Origin of the sequence: Aquimarina algiphila (assembly GCF_007489275.1) — a bacterium.
GTDB classification, from domain to species: Bacteria; Bacteroidota; Bacteroidia; order Flavobacteriales; family Flavobacteriaceae; genus Aquimarina; species Aquimarina algiphila.
In genome coordinates, this window is sequence record NZ_VLNR01000025.1 from 52,426 (window position 1) to 70,740 (window position 18,315).

21 protein-coding genes are annotated in these 18,315 nt (G+C 32.8%); 2 read left to right on the forward strand and 19 right to left on the reverse strand.

Annotated features, from left to right (window positions below; translation table 11 throughout):
- The first annotated feature begins 157 nt into the window (after positions 1-157).
- Entirely contained in the window at positions 158-859 is a 702-nt protein-coding gene (locus tag FOF46_RS13350) for a hypothetical protein (RefSeq protein WP_109435576.1), read from the forward strand.
- Positions 860-961: 102 nt separating this feature from the next.
- Here the strand turns inward: FOF46_RS13350 and tsaB are convergent, their stop codons facing one another.
- The 15 genes from tsaB to cyoE form a co-directional block, all read right to left on the reverse strand.
- Positions 962-1,624, reverse strand: a complete 663-nt coding sequence (gene tsaB / locus FOF46_RS13355; RefSeq protein WP_143916771.1) for a tRNA (adenosine(37)-N6)-threonylcarbamoyltransferase complex dimerization subunit type 1 TsaB — start codon at positions 1,622-1,624, stop codon at positions 962-964.
- Between the two features lie 139 nt (positions 1,625-1,763).
- Positions 1,764-3,041 (reverse strand): efflux RND transporter periplasmic adaptor subunit, encoded by a 1,278-nt coding sequence (locus FOF46_RS13360; RefSeq protein WP_143916772.1) that lies wholly within the window; start codon positions 3,039-3,041, stop codon positions 1,764-1,766.
- 78 nt (positions 3,042-3,119) lie between these two features.
- The gene (locus FOF46_RS13365) at positions 3,120-4,622 is read right to left on the reverse strand and encodes a TolC family protein (RefSeq protein WP_244299612.1); all 1,503 of its coding nucleotides are present in this window, start codon (positions 4,620-4,622) and stop codon (positions 3,120-3,122) included.
- 64 nt (positions 4,623-4,686) lie between these two features.
- Positions 4,687-5,808: an efflux RND transporter periplasmic adaptor subunit gene (locus FOF46_RS13370; protein ID WP_109435579.1), complete on the reverse strand. Its 1,122-nt coding sequence runs from the start codon at positions 5,806-5,808 to the stop codon at positions 4,687-4,689.
- A 37-nt stretch (positions 5,809-5,845) separates the two neighbouring features.
- Positions 5,846-7,108, reverse strand: a complete 1,263-nt coding sequence (locus FOF46_RS13375; RefSeq protein WP_109435580.1) for an ABC transporter permease — start codon at positions 7,106-7,108, stop codon at positions 5,846-5,848.
- Between the two features lie 16 nt (positions 7,109-7,124).
- The gene (locus FOF46_RS13380; protein ID WP_109435581.1) at positions 7,125-8,354 is read right to left on the reverse strand and encodes an ABC transporter permease; all 1,230 of its coding nucleotides are present in this window, start codon (positions 8,352-8,354) and stop codon (positions 7,125-7,127) included.
- Positions 8,347-9,048, reverse strand: coding sequence for an ABC transporter ATP-binding protein (locus FOF46_RS13385; RefSeq protein ID WP_109435582.1), 702 nt, complete (start codon positions 9,046-9,048; stop codon positions 8,347-8,349). Before FOF46_RS13385 ends, FOF46_RS13380 begins: the two co-directional genes overlap by 8 nt.
- A gap of 215 nt (positions 9,049-9,263) precedes the next feature.
- A complete protein-coding gene (locus tag FOF46_RS13390; protein ID WP_109435911.1) occupies positions 9,264-9,497 on the reverse strand; it encodes a hypothetical protein in 234 nt (77 codons plus the stop codon).
- An 18-nt stretch (positions 9,498-9,515) separates the two neighbouring features.
- Positions 9,516-10,058 carry a DUF420 domain-containing protein gene (locus tag FOF46_RS13395; protein ID WP_109435583.1) on the reverse strand — a complete coding sequence of 181 codons (543 nt, stop codon included), beginning with the start codon at positions 10,056-10,058 and terminating at the stop codon, positions 9,516-9,518.
- A complete protein-coding gene (locus tag FOF46_RS13400; RefSeq protein WP_109435584.1) occupies positions 10,051-10,785 on the reverse strand; it encodes an SCO family protein in 735 nt (244 codons plus the stop codon). The genes FOF46_RS13395 and FOF46_RS13400 overlap by 8 nt, the downstream gene beginning before the upstream one ends.
- A gap of 105 nt (positions 10,786-10,890) precedes the next feature.
- Positions 10,891-11,544, reverse strand: coding sequence for a hypothetical protein (locus FOF46_RS13405; protein WP_143916773.1), 654 nt, complete (start codon positions 11,542-11,544; stop codon positions 10,891-10,893).
- A gap of 139 nt (positions 11,545-11,683) precedes the next feature.
- Positions 11,684-12,043: a cytochrome C oxidase subunit IV family protein gene (locus tag FOF46_RS13410; protein ID WP_109435586.1), complete on the reverse strand. Its 360-nt coding sequence runs from the start codon at positions 12,041-12,043 to the stop codon at positions 11,684-11,686.
- A 23-nt stretch (positions 12,044-12,066) separates the two neighbouring features.
- The gene (locus FOF46_RS13415; RefSeq protein WP_109435587.1) at positions 12,067-13,050 is read right to left on the reverse strand and encodes a cytochrome c oxidase subunit 3; all 984 of its coding nucleotides are present in this window, start codon (positions 13,048-13,050) and stop codon (positions 12,067-12,069) included.
- A gap of 139 nt (positions 13,051-13,189) precedes the next feature.
- Positions 13,190-13,771 (reverse strand): cytochrome c oxidase subunit 3, encoded by a 582-nt coding sequence (locus tag FOF46_RS13420; RefSeq protein ID WP_109435588.1) that lies wholly within the window; start codon positions 13,769-13,771, stop codon positions 13,190-13,192.
- Entirely contained in the window at positions 13,762-14,664 is a 903-nt protein-coding gene (gene cyoE / locus FOF46_RS13425) for a heme o synthase (RefSeq protein WP_143916774.1), read from the reverse strand. Before cyoE ends, FOF46_RS13420 begins: the two co-directional genes overlap by 10 nt.
- A 239-nt stretch (positions 14,665-14,903) precedes the next feature.
- Between cyoE and FOF46_RS13430 the strand changes: the two genes are divergently transcribed.
- Entirely contained in the window at positions 14,904-15,800 is an 897-nt protein-coding gene (locus tag FOF46_RS13430; protein WP_143916775.1) for an MBL fold metallo-hydrolase, read from the forward strand.
- A gap of 29 nt (positions 15,801-15,829) precedes the next feature.
- Here FOF46_RS13430 and FOF46_RS13435 read toward each other — a convergent pair whose 3' ends face one another.
- The 4 genes from FOF46_RS13435 to gcvH all read right to left on the reverse strand — a co-directional run bounded on the left by FOF46_RS13435 (position 15,830) and on the right by gcvH (position 18,307).
- Positions 15,830-16,564: an energy transducer TonB gene (locus tag FOF46_RS13435; RefSeq protein WP_143916776.1), complete on the reverse strand. Its 735-nt coding sequence runs from the start codon at positions 16,562-16,564 to the stop codon at positions 15,830-15,832.
- Between the two features lie 109 nt (positions 16,565-16,673).
- Positions 16,674-17,399 (reverse strand): energy transducer TonB, encoded by a 726-nt coding sequence (locus FOF46_RS13440; protein ID WP_109435591.1) that lies wholly within the window; start codon positions 17,397-17,399, stop codon positions 16,674-16,676.
- Positions 17,400-17,541: 142 nt separating this feature from the next.
- On the reverse strand, positions 17,542-17,955 hold the full coding sequence (locus tag FOF46_RS13445; protein ID WP_109435592.1) for a VanZ family protein: 414 nt from the start codon (positions 17,953-17,955) through the stop codon (positions 17,542-17,544).
- Entirely contained in the window at positions 17,927-18,307 is a 381-nt protein-coding gene (gcvH, locus tag FOF46_RS13450; RefSeq protein WP_109435593.1) for a glycine cleavage system protein GcvH, read from the reverse strand. The genes FOF46_RS13445 and gcvH overlap by 29 nt, the downstream gene beginning before the upstream one ends.
- Positions 18,308-18,315: the final 8 nt, after the last annotated feature.

Here is an 18,315-nt window from a genome sequence, read left to right on the forward strand (position 1 = left end):
ACGATTAAAATTATATGGATTTATTAGTACAAATACCTTTTTATCTTAATATTCAAAAAAATTAAAAAATTCTCAAATCAAACAACAACAATTAAACTAAAAAAACTACATTGCTCTTAATCAAACGCTTAACAAACTCAACCTAAAATTACAAACTATGGGAAAAACACTACTCTTATTTTTAACAATATCATCTTTATCATTTGCCCAATTACCGAAAAGTTTAGTTACAGACATTCAAGAAGATTATACATATAGTGATTATACCGGATCTGTTTATATGAATCCTAGCTATAAAGAATCTAGCGTTATACATGAAAAGTCAACTACATATCATGCAAAATTAAGATACAACATTCAAACTGACGCTATAGAATATAAGTCTCAATCAACATTATATGAATTAGTCAAAAACCAAACTACTCATGTAAGAATTGAGGAAAACTATTTCTACTACTGTAATTTTAAAAATCAACGAGGCCTGAGCAGACCTGGATATTATGTATTAGTAGAATTGACAGATTTATATAGTATTTACAAAAAATACTCTCTTAGCATAACTGATGTTGAGAATCAAGGAATTAGTGGCAGCGCTGTTAAACCTGGTAAAATCAGACAAGTTATCACCTATTATATAGAAGAAGCAGGAGTGATCATGGAACTCCCTTTAAATAAAAAAGAAATGTTAGCAACATTTAGCGATAAAGAAAATGAACTCAAGGAATACCTCAAGAAAGAAAAAATTCGTTTAAAAAAGGAAGAGGACCTTATTCGCTTTGTTGCCAGATACAATGCTTTAAAAAGCTCTGATTCTAGTCCTTCGCACAGCCTTTTAAGCAATACCGATAGAGCAAATTAAATATCTAAGAAAATACATGTATGTACATTGTCATTTATTCTCAACAAATGACAATGTATTTTAATAAATACTGGTGGATAGTAGAACTCTACAAGAAAAGAGTTAACCACTTACAAAATCTTTTAAATAATAAGGTTCAAAATACCCTACATCTTCAAAATCTTTGTCTTGATATTTAGAATGGCTCAATACCGCCATCTCTTGTGCAGATGGCAATTTGTTTTCAACAAAAATCGCATTACTTGCATTGCATATGGCAGAAAACTTCTCTACGCCATTACCAACAAAATACACATTCTTCTTATCAAGATATTTTTTAAAGGAATCTTCAGTGAGAATTTCTGCTTTTGTATCCCTTAGCTGTTCATTCTGATTAGAGAAAATTGCAGAATACACTTCCATTCTTCGTGCATCAATCATAGGAACGATATATGATTCGTTTTCTGAGTCTATTTGTAATGCCAATGACCGTAATGTTGATATAGCAATTAATGGAATATCTAACGCATAACACAGTCCTTTTGCAGCAGAAACTCCAATTCTTAATCCTGTATATGAACCAGGCCCTTTACTCACTGCAACTGCCGCAATATCTTTTAATGATATACCAGCCCTTGATATAACTTTATTAATAAAATTATGCAATCTTTCTGCGTGAGAATATGATGTATTATAATCTTCTTCTAAACAAATTATCTCTCTTTCTTTGGCTAAAGCTACAGAACAATTTGTTGTTGAAGTTTCTATACAGAGAATATAGGCCATTGATTAAAATTTGGGCAAAGATAATCTAAATAGATAAATTATCTTATCTCCTCAACCATCATTCATTACTTGTTTTATACTGAGAGAAATCTCAAACACAAGTGCACATAAACAGTTTTATGCTATACTTTACAAGTACTTATTTACTTGGTTTTTTATCAGTTTCTGATTTCACTTTATCTCCGGTTTTAAGAATCTTCGTAACTACATTATATGGTCCGGTTATCACTTCATCACCTTCTTTCAAACCACTAATAATTTCAATATTACTATCGTCTTGAATCCCAGTCTTTACCACCCTTAATTTTGCAATTTCACCATTCTTTACGAATACACATTCGAATTTCTTATCGGTACTTGATGTTATTTTATCTTTTGATACGGTCTCTTTTACACTAGAGGTATCATTCTTAATCACTATAGCACTTATAGGGACTCCTATCACACCTTTTCTTTTATCAGTAATAACATCAACAGTAGCAGTCATCCCAGGGCGAAAGGGGGAATAGCTTTCTGGTTTACCATCAATCAAATCTTTATATGATTCTTCTAAAATCCTCACTTTAACCTTAAAATTAGTTACCTGATCTGCGCTTACTGCATTTTCTGCAGAATTAGCTATTTCTGTAACTAATCCTTTAAATTCTTTTTTTAAATATGCATCTACTTCAACAATAGTCGAATCTTCGATAGTGACCTTAACAATATCATTTTCATTTACATCAACTTCGACCTCCATATTACTTAGATTAGCAACTCTTACAATCTCGGTACCTGCCATTTGTTGCGTTCCCACAACTCTTTCTCCTAATTCTACCGATAATTTAGAAATTGTACCTTCCATTGGAGCATAAATAGTAGTTCTACTTAAATTATCTTTCGCCTCATTAACAGTTGCCTGAGCACTTCGAACATTATAATAAGCAGATTGTTTCCCTGCTTCAGCTCCTTCAAATGCAGACACAGCTCTATCCCACTCAGCTTTAGAAATCACTCCTTTTTCAAATAGTTCTTTGTTTCGGTCATAACTAAGTTTTGCTTCCTTGAGGCTTGCTTCTGCTTGTTGTAATCCTGCTCTAACATTTTCTAATGCGGCTTGCGATCTATTTAATCCAGACTGAATTATATCTGGGTTTATACGCACTAAAACATCTCCTTTCTTAACTTGCTGTCCTTCTTTAATTGGCAGATCTATTATCTCTCCTGACACCTCTGATGAAAGTTTAACCTCTACTTCAGGTTGAATTTTGCCCGTTGCAGAAACGGTTTCGATAATATCAATTTTTTCAATTTTTGTAATTGACACTTCTTTAAAATTGCCATTTTCTCCAAACCAACCTGCTTTTTTACCATAAACAAGCGATACGATTAAAACAACAACTATTCCTAAAATAAAGAGTAAAGTTTTTTTATTCATGACTTACTTTAACGTTAATTCTATTGTATGAAAATACAATCTTTTCTATGTAGCAGCCAAAAAAGAGATACTACTATTTTATAATTTTATATCAGCGATCTTTATTCCGAAGTAAAGCTCTAATACTTTTAGCTTAAAGATATAATCAAATTTATTTTGCACTTCCTGACTTTGCGCATTTTCTAATCTAAATTTTGATTGGCTAAAATCAAAAGCGTTTGTTAATCCTACATCATAGCGATCTTTTGCATATTCGTAGGCTCTTTCCTGAGCTTTTACTGAAACCTGTGCTGCTTCATATGCTTCTGCAGCTCCTTTTGCATCCAGATAAGCCTGATATACATTACTATCCAAGTCTAATTCTGCTTGCTCTAGTTGAAATTCTGTACGTTTTACGTTTACCTTATTTCTTTTCACCGCATTTCTTGCAGAAAACCCATTAAATATTGGAACCGATAGCGATAGTCCATATCGAAGTCCATCGTTTGTATACAACTGCTTAAAATATGAACTAGGGTTTTGTTCTACCAGAAGTAAATTAGGAGATTGATTAAGAACATTTTGATTTGTCCCTTCTACAAACCCAATGGTTTGAGTCAATACAGGATTAGTTTCATCTAACACTCTTCCAAAACCTTTGGCTCCTGATTCTCTTGTATCATAACCAAACGATCCATTTAGGGTTGGATAGTATGCTCCTCTTGCAATCTCAAGATCCTTTTCTGCTATAAGCTTGTTTTGTTCTGCAATTTGCACTTCATATCTTGATTCTCTAGCTTTAGCAATCACTTGATCTATTGGCTTATCCATCATTTCTGATCCTGGAACCAAATACTCCTGTTCTGCAATATCAAAACTCGCGTAATCTTTAATCAATAATGTCTGAGCTAAACTTACTAATGCGATTTGCACTGCATTTTCTGCTTGTACAATTCTAGTTAACTCATCTGCAGAAGTAGCTTCTATTTCCAAAAGATCTCCTTGTGGAAGCACACCTGCATCAACAAGGTCTTTGGTACGTTGCAATTGTTCTAAAGTAATTTCATGTTGTTTTTCAATCACCTTTAATGATTCTTTATTTAATAGTACCTGCAAATAACTATTTGCAATAAATAAAGCAATATCATCCTTTGATTTCCCTAAATTATATTGACTAAGTAACTTATTAAGTTTAGCTCTCTGAAATCTTTTTATGTTTCTCAAACCGCTAAATATCGTAATTCCAACATTTACACCATATCTTGAACTCCTAAATGTCTGAGTTCTATTTTCATTTGTAATTGGATCTGTCGATAAACCAGAACTCCAAAAATTTGACGCATCTGCATTCAAGGTAGGTAGAAAATTTCCAATAGCCTCAAGTCTATCAATACTTGTAGCTTCTACATCAAGCTCTGATTGTTTGATGGTGATATTATTTTCTAAGGCATACTCTACACATTCGCGTAATGTCCATTTCTTTTCTTGTGCTTGACTCCCCAATCCAGCAAAGAGTGTAATACATAAAACTAAGACTTTAATTCTCATAAGTTTAAAATTTAAAGCACTACCTCGGCTTAAATCTTTTAATATTAATTTCATACTACGTATATGTATATATTTGATTGATGTTGTTACAGATTTATGAATATTTTCATAAAGTATTTTAATTTTGTCCTTCTTCACCTTCTTTCTTCACTGGTTCAGTTTTATTCCAAACCTTGATATTATCTTCTTCAGTTATTCCTGATAAAACTTCGACATTTATACCATCAGACAATCCTATTTCAATATCCTTCCTTTCAAACTCCTGATCTCCGGTCTGAACCTCTACGTAAGCTTCTTCTGTCTCTCTATCAAATTGTAACAACGCCTCTTTTATGGCTAGAATATCCTTTTTCACATCTAATACAATAGAAGCATTTGCGCTGTATCCTGCTCTAATAAAGTATGACTCATCAAGAAAAACTTCGCCTTCAATTTTAAACTGGACAGCTCCTTGTTCTTCATCTCCTTTAGGGGCTATAAATTTTAGCTTAGCATCAAATTCTTTATCTCTAATAGCTCCTAAACTTACTTTGAGGGGCATATCGATTTTTAATTTATTTACCTCTGCTTCATCTACTTTTCCTTCAAAGATCATTTTATTAAGGTCAGCTATAGTTGCTACGGTTGTTCCGTCATTAAAATTATTACTTTGGATTACCTGATCTCCTTCTTCAACCGGAATTTCTAAAATAGTTCCCGCAACTGAAGATCTAATATTTGTAATTGCTTTTGCTCCACCTGTTGATCCTTGTCGAATGATTTGCAAATCATTAGCTGCATTACGAACTTCTTGTTGAGCCTGATCATAGCGTAACTTTACATTTTGAAAATCTTGAGTAGCTATTACCCCTTTATCAAAAAGTGCTTTATTACGATCAAAATCTTGTTTTGCATTAGCCAGACTTATTTCTGCATTTTTCACTCGTCCTCTTGCACTATTTAACGATTGCTCATTAGGTACTACTTTTACTTTAGCTATCAATTCTCCAGTTTTTATTGCAGCACCTTCTTCAACATAAATTTTTTCAATAATTCCTGAGACCTGAGGTTTAATTTCTACCTCATCTTCTGGAACTACTTTTCCTGTAGCTACCGTTTTTTCTTCAATTGACGTTTTAAATGCTTTTTCTGTTGTAAACACGATAGGTGACTTACTATTAGAATCTATTAGATATTTTCCTGAAAAACCCAGTGCGACTATTAACAAAACAACTAGTAGGATTTTTAAAAATTTTTTCATCTGATTTATGATTGATTTGATTATTCTAATTATTATTTTATTCTTCTCTTAATGCTTCTATTGGTCTCACACTTACTGCCTTTTGCGCTGGAATAAGACCTATTAAAGTCCCCAACAACACAATTGACAATAAGGCTCCAGTTACAGCAAAGAAGTCTACCGTAGGGTTTAAAATGGGTATATCTTCGTTATCACCAATAGCTGTATTGATTCCCCAGAGCAATAAGGTTCCTAAAATAAAACCTAATAACCCTGCTAAAAAGGTAAGTAAAATAGATTCTAGCATAATTTGCCCTCTCACCTCTCCTGGTGTAGCTCCAAGTGCTCTTCTCACCCCAATCTCTCTCGTACGTTCTTTAACAGTAATTAAAAGTACGTTCCCTATGGCAATTACCCCAGCAATAAGTGTAGCTATACCAACAATATAAGTGATTAATCGCATTCCCGACAAAAACCCATTAACTTTGGCCACTTCTTCTCCTAGATTAAAACTCCCGAATGCCTGTGTATCATCAGGGTGCACATTATGTATTCTTTTTAATGTAGTTTTTATCTTAGCTTCTGTATTTACAATATTCTTATCTGCCTTGGCAGTAATTACCATCCAGGATATATTGTTACCTTGATTAAAAATGGTTTGAAATGTTGTAAAAGGTAAAAAAATAGAATCATCTCCTTCAAATCCTGATTGAGTTGGTTTATATACTCCTATTACTTTGAAATAAATACCATTTATCCTTACAAAATCTCCTATTGCTTCTTCATCCTTTTCATAAAACTGTTTATAGATATCTTCTCCAATTACACAAACTTTACGTTCATATTTAATATCTTCTTCATTAATAAACCTTCCTCCCTTAAATATTTTTTTCTTCGAAACTTTATCGATCGTAGGGTAATCCCCAAAAACTTTAAATGCCCCTGACTTAGAACCTCTTACAAATTGACCAGGAGGTGTTCCCCATTGACCAGTAACATTACGAGGAGCTATGTATTCTATATCGCTTACCTGAGATTTCAGAACTTCAACATCATCCAGTGTGAGTTGCATTCTCCTTCCTCTTTTAAAACCTTCATTAGGTATACTTGTTTGTTGCCCCCAAAGAAACATTGTATTAGTTGCAAAATCATTAAACTGACTTCTAAAACTATTATCTAATCCTTTGGCCATACCCAAAAGAAATACGAATAAAAACACACCCCAAGTTACACCTATAACTGTGATAATCGTTCTTATTTTATTCTTTCGAATAGCTCCGTAAATTTCTTGCCAGGTATCTCTTTCAAATATAAATTTCATACCATCTTGATTTTAGTTATTCATCCCTTAGTGCTATTATAGGTTTTATTTTTGCTGCTCTTCTTGCAGGAATATATCCAGCCAATAGACCAAAAAATATTAATACCATTGTTGCAATTACAATAACTCCTGTATCCACTTTTGGGTTAAGTATAAAGAATTCTTCAAGGTTATTACCAATAAGTTTTAGCACAAAAATTCCTAATATCAACCCCAAATACCCTGCAACAGATGTTATTAGAACGGATTCTTGCAGCACCATAGCTATAATTGATTTTGGTGATGCTCCTAAAGCTTTTCTAATTCCTAATTCTTTAGTCCGCTCTTTAACACTAAACGTCATAATATTACCAATTCCTATAACTCCAGAAATTAGGGTTCCTATACCAATTACAAATATAATTACGTAAATGCCTCCAAGAATTACCATGGTTTCCTTAATATCTTCGGCAAAACTTCTTACCCTTATTGCACTTTGATCATCAGGAGCTACTTCAAACCTTTCTTTAAAGTCTTCTTCAATTTTCTTAGAAAAAGCAATTGCTTGCTCAGTGCTCATAATCATATTATACGTTAGGTTAATCTGATCTACATGATCATTATTACCATAAAGCAATTGAGCAGTTTTATAAGGCATATAAATAATTCGTTCTTCATTATCTCCACCACTATCCTGAAAAACCCCGATTATCTTAAACGCAATTCCATCTACATCCAATATTTTGCCCAATGCATTTTCGTTCTTAAAAAGATCTTTTTCAACTAATCTTCCTATTACTATATTCTTAGTACGCTCCTCTACATCTCCCACGTTAAGGTAACGACCATTCATCATTATCGTTTTTTCTAAATACTGATGATCTGGGTGCACTGCTCTTATGCTATAACTTCCTGATTCTTTTTTATATTTAGCAGATCCATTACGGTAAATTCTTGGAGTAGCAAATTCAACTTTACCTATGTAGTTACTTTTGATAAACTCAAAATCTTCATTTTTAAATTGAATTTTTCTGTTTTCTTGAAAACCTTTATATGCTTTTGAAGTGTTTCCTCCTCGAATAAATATTACATTTTGTGCATCATCCACGAAACTACTCAAAAAACTATTTAACAAGCCATTACCTAAGCCTAATAAGATTGTAAAGATCAGTATCCCTAAAGCTACTGTAAATCCAGAAAGGAAGGTGCGAAGCTTATTTTTTCCTATAGCTTCAAATATTTCTTGCCATCTATCTCTATCAAACATATTGAGATGCTCTAACCTGTTCTACTTTTTTATCTTCAACAATGACACCATCCTTAAGATGCACAATACGTTTACACATATCTGCTATATCTGGTTCATGAGTTACGACTAATATGGTTTTTCCTTCATCATTAATATTCTGAATGATATCCATAACTTCGTATGAAGTTTTACTATCCAAAGCTCCTGTTGGTTCATCTGCTAATAATACTTTTGGATCAGCGGCCAATGCACGTGCTATAGCCACACGTTGTTTTTGTCCCCCAGAAAGTTCACTAGGTAGGTGTGTTGCCCATTCTGCTAATCCCACTTTACCAAGATACTCTATTGCCTTATCGGTTCTTTCTTTACGTTTCTTGCGTTGATAATATAATGGTAAAGCAACATTTTCTATAGCGGTCTTATAATTAATCAAATTAAAAGATTGAAAAACAAACCCTAAAAATTTATTTCGATACTGTGCCGCTTTAGTTTCATTCAATCCTTTAATAGGAACATTATCTAAAAAATAACTCCCAGTATCTGCCTCATCTAACATTCCCAAAATATTCAGCAAAGTCGATTTACCAGAGCCAGATGACCCCATAATTGCAACTAATTCTCCTTCTTTTACACTAAAATCTATTCCTTTGAGTACGTGAAGCGAATTGCTTCCCATTTTGTAAGATTTATGTAAGTCTTTTATTTCAATCATAATACTTGATTAAGATTTCTGAGGCAAATGACACCTCTACAAAACAAAACTCACTAACGTAACTAAAACAACCTACTTTTTAGGTCAATTTTCGGTTTTCCCTTTGAAGACTTTTTAATTGGTTAGTGCAGTCTTGTTACATAAGACTAACTACTTTACATTTTTGTTACATCCAACATTGTTATGAAAATGTTAAAAATTAAGAAGTTAAATAATTATTCTTCTTTTGCTACTTTAGAATTCTTTTTATTTCTATAAATAAAATACCCTACAGCACCTATTAAAATATATGGGATAATCATTAAGTATACGATCCCATTATTTATTCCTTTTGCAGTCTCTTGCCCTTCTTCACTCTCTAAAACCGCTCTACACATAGCACATTGCGCTTCTACAGGTGTGGACAATACCAAGAAAAGAATTAGTATCCAGAATATTTTTAATTTCATAAACACTTTATACATGTTTTAAACGTAATAAGGTGAAATCATAAGATACACAATAACACCAGTAATAGCTACATATAACCAAATCGGAAATGTAATTCTCGCAATCTTTTTATGTTTATCAAAATTTTTAGCCAATGCTTTCACATAGGTAATCAACACAAAAGGAATAACGATTACAGATAATACAATATGTGTAATGAGAATAAAATAATACACATAGCGTATTAGACCTTCTCCTCCAAATTTGGTAGAATCACTAGTCATATGATATCCTATATACATTAGCAAGAAAAGCACAGAGCACATAATTGCTATTTTCATAAGCCTCTCATGTAGTACTATTTTTTTGTTTTTTACTGCCCACAATGCAGCGAGTAGAATGATAGCGGTTACACCATTAATTGATGCATAGATAGGTGGTAAAAAAGTAAGAGGTTGCACATCAAACCCCAGTTTTCTCAAATTAACTCCGAATAACAAAGCTACAGCCAGAGGAATAACAATAGACAAAACTACAATCCACTTGTTATATTTTTTTTCTACTTCTGATAGATTACTCATCTTTCTCTAAAAGTTTTTTTATGTCTTGCAATAAAATAGTTATCTGTTCTTCTTCACCATTTTCATCTACTTTCTCTTCTACACCAATTGTTCCTCTATAGTAAATGATGGGATTACCAGAACTATCATATCTTGATCGCACATACCCTTCCTGATCTATTAAAGCAAAATAACCATTATGTTCAAACCCTCCTGGGACTTCTGGATTCTCTGCTGCGTAAATATTAAACCCTGCATTGGCAAGTTCATATATATCTTCTCTATCACCTGTTAAAAAATGCCATTCGGGATCAGTGACTTTATAATTCTCTGCATATTTTTTAAGTCTACCCGGAGTATCAAATTTTGGATTTATAGTAAAAGAAGCTATTCCAAAATTTTCATGGTCCTTCAATTCATTTTGAAGGTACACCAAATTCCTATTCATCTTAGGGCAAATTGTGGGACAACTTGTAAAGAAAAACTCCACTAAATATACTTTACCTTTATAATCATGATTTGTAATGAGAATACTATCTTGATTTAGGAAAGCAAAATCAGGGACTTTTTTTGGTTCTCCGTTAAGTTTTATAAAGGCTAATTTTTCATTAGTAATTGGATTAGAAGCACTCATTCTATCATTTTTGACTATAGAAGTACCCTTAACCCTATTTACTATTTTAGGAATAAAAATAATCCCAAAGATTAGTATAATAAATGATATGCCCACATATGAGTATTTTTTCATCTTTCTGGTTTATTTGTTATAGGTTATTTATCATAAATAAAACAAAATCAACAACAATGAATTATTCGATTATAAGAAAAAACCTTAATCACATAAATTTTATCGTTATTTCTCTTTACGGTCGGCCTTATATTTCTTGAGTGCCAATCGGTATTCTGCAAGAATAACCTTGATATCATCGACCATTACATTTGATAAATCGGCTACAGAACTTGCATCATAACCGTATACCTTTGATTCATTCTCTTTTAATTGCCCATCTCTTCCTCTTAAATCACCATTCTTATCAATAATATAAACATAGCTTGTAGATAAGTTTTCATCTAATTGATGAGGTGTATTAAGACTTTTAAAGAGAGATTTTATACTTTCTTCGGTTCCAAAAACAAATTTCCATTCTGACACATTAGTAATATTGCTTAGCTCCTCTAATAATTCTCTGGCTGCATTTTCACTTCCATAAGGTAGAGCAACAACAAATTGAAAATCCTGAAACCCATAGTTTTTCTTGTAAATCTTTTGGTTGAGATTAAAGGCATTGCCTTGTTTATTATATATATTCTTACCAAAGAAGCCTAATACTGTAATTTTATCCTGAAAATTAATTTCTTCACCCGAAAGAGCTTCAAAATTTTTAAGATTTCCTACCGATTTATTTAAAACTGGAAGCTTTGCAAAATTATGGACACCTGAAGCGAAGAATAAATAGGCCACTAAGGGCAAAACGAACAAGACACCTAAAACAAGAAATTTCTTCATTTATGATTATAAACTTTATTCATCCAAACTATTCAAAAATCGATCCTTAAGAACATCATTTGGACATGACTACAAAAATAAAAAAGACGGTTTAAAAAACCGTCTTTTTACAATGCTTTTAACGTATACATGAAAAGGGTTAAAAATCCCAGCTTTTATGTCCAGCTTTAAAAACTTCATATATATAATCTCCCTCTGTAAGAAGTATAAAAATCAAATAACAAATTAAGAACACAGCAGTCCAAACTACAGATCTTCTTAATCCTTTGGTTTCTCCTTCCATATGCATGAATGACCAGGTGATATAATATGCTTTATAAATAGTTAGTATAATAAATATCCAGTTTAGTAATTTCATACTAATTAAAGTAGTTTCTACTAAAAATGCGGGTTTTATGATCCCAAGTATTACTTCAACTATTGTAACTACAGACAATAGGATAAATACTTTCCATATTCTTGCTGTATTCGATTCGTGATGTGCTGTATCGTGTGCCATAATATATAACTACTATATTTTTATTAAACCAGGTAAAAGAATGTAAATACAAATACCCAAACCAAATCTACGAAGTGCCAGTATAAACCAACTTTCTCTACCATTTCATAATTCTTTCTTCTTTCATACGTCCCAAGAATGACATTGATAAAGATGATAATATTAATGATTACACCAGAAAATACGTGAAACCCGTGAAACCCTGTAATAAAGAAAAAGAAGTTTGCGAATAGCGGAGTACCATATTCATTATGAACTAAATTTGCTCCTTCAACGATCCCAATAGCATCGCTATTAAGCCTCTTTATAGATTCTTCTCTTGATAATATTGTTTTTTCACCTTTTTCTGTAAGCAATTGTGTTCTGATCAAAACATCTTTTCGCTTAGCAAAGCCAGTTTTTATTTCTTCGATTGTATATGTCGGAAGCGTAGCTTCTTTTTCATACCAGATTCCATTTTTTCTTTCGTGCTGTGTTCTATCGTTGTGTGTATCGATAATTGCAATATCTTCCAGCTTTACTCTATGCCCTTCGGTATCTACAAATTGTAAAATTTGACCTCCTTTAGTTTCTACTGCACCATACTCTCCTTTGATGAAGTTTTTCCACTCCCAAGCTTGTGATCCCACAAATATTGCTCCACCAATAATAGTAAGAAACATATAAAAGATTACTTTTTTCTGTTTCATATGATGTCCAGCATCAACTGCTAACACCATCGTTACAGAAGAAAATATTAAGATAAAGGTCATTAAAGCCACATAATACATTGGCGCATCTACACCATGTAAAAACGGAAAGTGATTAAACACTTCATCGGCTATTGGCCAAGAGTCAATAAATTTAAATCTTGAAAAACCGTATGCGGCAAGAAAACCCGAAAATGTTAGTGCATCTGAAACGATAAAAAACCACATCATCATCTTACCATAACTTACCTTGAGCGGTTCGTTACCACCACCCCAAGTTTGATCTTCAGTACCTGTTTTAGTAACAGCTGTTTCCATATAAAGAATTTGGTATTGTTAAATTTCCCACAAAAATAATCAATTTTATCATTTCACCTGCTCAAATTTATTTTTTAATTGCTACAGAATGCAATCTTCAAAACAATATCTTTTTTGGCATCGAATTGATAATTATGACTTATTTGACGAAATACAAAAACAAAAAGAGATAAACCCACAGAAAATCAACAAAATGCCAGTACATAGCACCTAGTTCTAATCCTAAAGTTTGACCTGATTTATATTTTTGTTTAAAATGATTATAAATTACAACTAAAAGCACTAGAATACCTCCAATAATATGCGCCAAGTGCGTTACTATGATGATAAACATGAATGTACTTATAATATTTGAGGTCGGGCCAGTAAAATGGTATCCCTGACTAACTATATCTTCAAAACCTTCAAACTGTAAAACGACAAATGTTATTCCCAACGCAAGAGTAGACAACAACAAAAGTGTCGCAAGGTTTCTATTATTATTTTCAATTGCTTTTTTGACTAGAAAAAATGTAAAACTACTTGCAATAATTACAAATATACTATACACAAAAGGCTGAGGAAACTCCAAATCTATAGACCAGTCTTTTCTGGCTTTACTAACCACATATGCACTGGTAAGCCCTGCAAATACCATTGCCATGCTTACCATAGCAAACCACATCATGGTCTTTTTAGATCTATTTACTTTTTCTTGTTGTGTTCCTTGTGTTAAATCCATATTCGAATAAATTTATCCGCTACATAAATAATTTGCAATAAAGTAATATACAAGACACTCATAATCATGAGTTGTTTTGCGGTTTTGGCATCTCTATTTTTGTATAGGCGAATAGCAGATCTCAACAAAACAAGACCCAAAATCAAAATTATCAAACCTGAAACAGGAGAAAGATATAGTCTCCCTGTAACTCCAAAAACTGGTATTAAAGAAGTGGCCACTGTCCAAATTGTATAAATAATAACTTGTACTGCTGTTCCTTTATCTCTTTTACCGGTAGGAAGCATAAAAAAGCCTCCTTTTTTATAATCATCGTATAAAAACCAACCTATCGCCCAAAAATGTGGAAACTGCCAGAAAAACTGAATCATAAATAATGTTCCTGGTTCAATTCCGAAATCATTTGTAGCTGCTACCCAACCTAACATAAAAGGAATTGCTCCTGGAATTGCGCCCACAAAAACAGATAACGGAGTCTTGGTTTTTAAAGGCGTATACAAACTCACATATATAAATATTGAAATCGCTCCAAACATTGCAGTTTTTGGATTAATACTATACAAGACAGATATTCCTGCAATTGTAAAAAGTGTAGCAATTGCAAAAGCAGTATTAACAGACATTCTTCCTGAAGGTACAGGTCTATTTTTCGTACGATCCATTAGTTTATCCAGATCTCTTTCAATAATCTGATTAAATGCATTAGATGCTCCGACCATAAAATAACCGCCAATGGCAAGAAGTAAAAGAGTACTCCAGGAAAGGGTTTCTACTCCTAATAAGTATCCTGCTACAGAAGAAAAAACCACACTCAATGCCAAACGCATCTTCGTGATTTCTTTAAAATCCTGAACAACAGATAATTTTGCTGTATTAACTTGGGTCACGCTCAAATTTTGCACGTTTTCTAAATAGCTTTTTTTAAAAGTCGTGCAAAGATATGTCTTAAAAGCATTCTAGACAACTTATAACTACTTATAATTCACCTTTTAACAACTGTTTCACCCTTAGTAAAAAATAATAATAAAAACCTTTTGACAGAACATTTTGATAATCACCCCAATAACCATTAGTAATTTTCACACCTTACTTTCGACTAAATCAGCTAAAAACACTCACAAACATCATTTTAATGAAGAAATTACTAATTCCTGCACTTTTCATATTCTGGTTTACTAACACTTATGCTCAACAAAAAGAAGTCACTATTACAATAGACCCTATATCCGAAAATATTTACATGTTAACTGGTCAAGGTGGCAATATTGGTGTTTTCAAAAATGAAAAAGGGCTATTTATTATAGATGATCAATTTGCAAGATTATCAGACAAAATTCTCAAGAACTTAAAAACTATAAGCGACCAACCTGTTAGCATGGTTATCAACACCCATTTTCACGGTGATCACACCGGTGGAAATGGAAATATGGCTAATCAAGGAGCAACCATCTTTGCGCAGAAAAACGTAAGATCCAGAATGGAGAGTAATCAAAAGGAAAAAGGAAATATTACACCTCAATCTTTACCAGTCATTACATTTGACGAAGGGCTACAGTTATATTTTAACTCAGAAAGCATAAAAGCATACCATGTACACAATGCGCATACTGATGGGGGTGCCCTTATATATTTTGCAAATGGGAATGTGCTTCATATGGGTGACACATTTTTTAATGGACGCTATCCATATATAGATCTCAAATCTGGAGGAAGTATCCAAGGCTATATCAACGCTTCAGAAAAAGCCTTACTAATAGCTAATGACGACACTAAGATCATTCCTGGACACGGATCATTAGCAACCAAAAAAGATCTTGAAGGTTTTTCTAGAATGCTAAAGGAAATTACTAATGCCATTCAGAAAGAAATTGATGCTGGTAAATCTGAAGATGACGTTACAAAAAACACTTCTTTAACTGCTATATATGACGCAAAAGGTTTTGGAGATGGCTTTATCAATTCAGAACGAATAAGACAAACCATCTATATGAGTTTAACCAAAGAAAACAAAACACAAAAAAGCCTGTAGGATTTCTACAGGCTTTTTTTCCCAATGTTTTAGTCTTGCATTTTAAAGGTAATTGGCAATTGGTATTTTACAATTACCGGCGTGCCTCTTTGTTTTCCCGGAGTCATTTGCGGAAACAAATCAATCACTCTTTCTGCTTCTTCCTCTAATTTTGGATGTGGAGCACGAACTCTAATGTTTTGAATAGTCCCATCGGTCGAAACTTCAAACACCGTATAAATACGCTGCACCCCTGTCAAACCATATCGTTCTCCAAGTCCTGTGTTAAATTTCTTAGAGATGATTTTTCTAATTTTTTTAGAAAAACAAGCAGCTTTCTCTTTGTTTGTTCCTAGGGTTTCACAACCCGGAAAAACTGGTACAGATTCTACTTTTACAAAATCAAAAAACGGAGGATCATCAACAATAGGCTCTACATCGTTAATTGTACTAGGATCAAACGGCTCTGATTCAATAGGTTCATTTTTAAATTCTTCCCCTAAATCTTTAGTTAAATTCTCAACAATCTTAAATTCTTCTGGAGCAACCACTGGCTTTGTATACTTTACAGCAACTTCTTTTGGCTTAGGCTCTTCATAAATTTTAAACTGTTGATTCCATTCTGTAGGAGGCTCCTCTATAGTGACCGTAGGTTCAACATTAATAACCGGTACGGCGGTATACACCTCAAACATTAAATAGGTAAATAATAGACTTGCTATAAGTCCAATCTGGAAATTCACCAATGTACTTTTTCGTACATTAGCATCGTGCTTGTTACTCATAATATTTAGTTTTAACGTTACAATTAATCTAAATCAACAAGCATACCAAAAAAGAATCCCGCTACAATAATGTAACGGGATTCTGATATATAAGAATATTTTCTTCGTCTTAGTCCTGTACCTGGAAAACTATAGGTAAAGAATACAGTACACCTACTGCTTTTCCTCTTTGTTTTCCTGGAGTCATTTTAGGCAATAACTTAATTACTCTATTTGCCTCTTTTTCTAATCTTGGGTGTGGTCCTCTTGCCTGAACACCTACAATGTTACCAGATCTATCGATTTTAAATCGCACATAAATTCTGTTTACACCAGACAAACCTAATTCACTACCCAACTCTGTATTAAACTTACGGTTAACAAACTTTTTAACCTTATCACTCATACATTTCTTTTTTGCAGCATTGTTACCCGCGTTTTCACAACCTGGGAAAACTGGTACATTTTCAATAACAGCAAAAGGTACATCTCCTATTTCTTCTTCTTCTTCTACATCTTCAACTTCCTCTACTTCAACAATCTCTTCTTCCTGATTTGTCTCTGTAGATTCAATGATAGTTTCCTCAACTTCTTCTTCATCCTCTACTACATCAATAATTTCTGGTGCAGGTGGAGGAGGTGGAGGTGGAGGAGGTGTGTTCAAATTTTGAGTAATTGGAACATCTTCTTCTTCCAATTCATCAAGATTAACCTGACCTATGTCTATATTGCTTCTATCATAAGTCTTCCACTCGATTCCTTGCCATGTGATAAAAAGAACTAAAATAAGTCCCAATTGAAGGAATAAAGTACTTTTTCTAGTTAAATCTGCTTTAGGATTTTTCTTTGGTTCCATATTATATAATCGTTATAGGATTGCTAAAATAGCTAATTTCTTTTGTAATTTCCAACTAAAGATAAAAATGTAAAACAAAAAATGAGTTTTTTAACTTTTATCTGATCTATATTCGAGCTAACAAAAACGTTTATCTATCTGATTAACGGCTTATTTGCTTAAGTTTAATTAATTTATTCTTAAATACAATAAAAATAAATACCACAAAAATTGTACCGCTTGTATTTGCCATCACATCATACCACTCAGAACTACGATAACTTGTAAGTAATGCTTGCAACACTTCCATAAGCATCCCAAATAAAACACACAATATTGAAGCTATTATTAAGCTCCTCTTAAAGGTTTTATTTAGTTTTTCAGAAAAAAAAAGAAAGAAAAACCATATCGAAGTAAAACCAAAGTATGCTATAAAATGAGCTATTTTATCGCTTCCTTCTACTTTAACATCAACTGGAATAACTATTCTTGATAGAGAAACCCAAGTTAATGCACACGTGGCCACTATGACTAATACAAAAAGGAACCTATGCCCCAATAACTTCTTTATACCCATCAGCAGACATTAGATCATCAATTTGAGAGGCATCAGATATTTTAATCTTTATCATCCAACCTTCTCCATAGGGGTCACTATTCACTAGCTCTGGATCACTTTCTAAGGCTTCATTAAATTCAATAATTTCACCCGTTAATGGCAAAAATAAATCAGACACTGTTTTTACTGCTTCTACAGTACCAAAAACCTCTTCACGCTCTAATTCTTCATCAACTGTTTCTACTTCGACATAAACGATATCTCCTAGTTCGCTTTGTGCAAAATCAGTAATCCCAACGGTAGCTACCTCACCGTCTATCTTGATCCATTCGTGATCTTTTGTATATTTTAAATCTGAAGGAATATTCATTCGAAAAA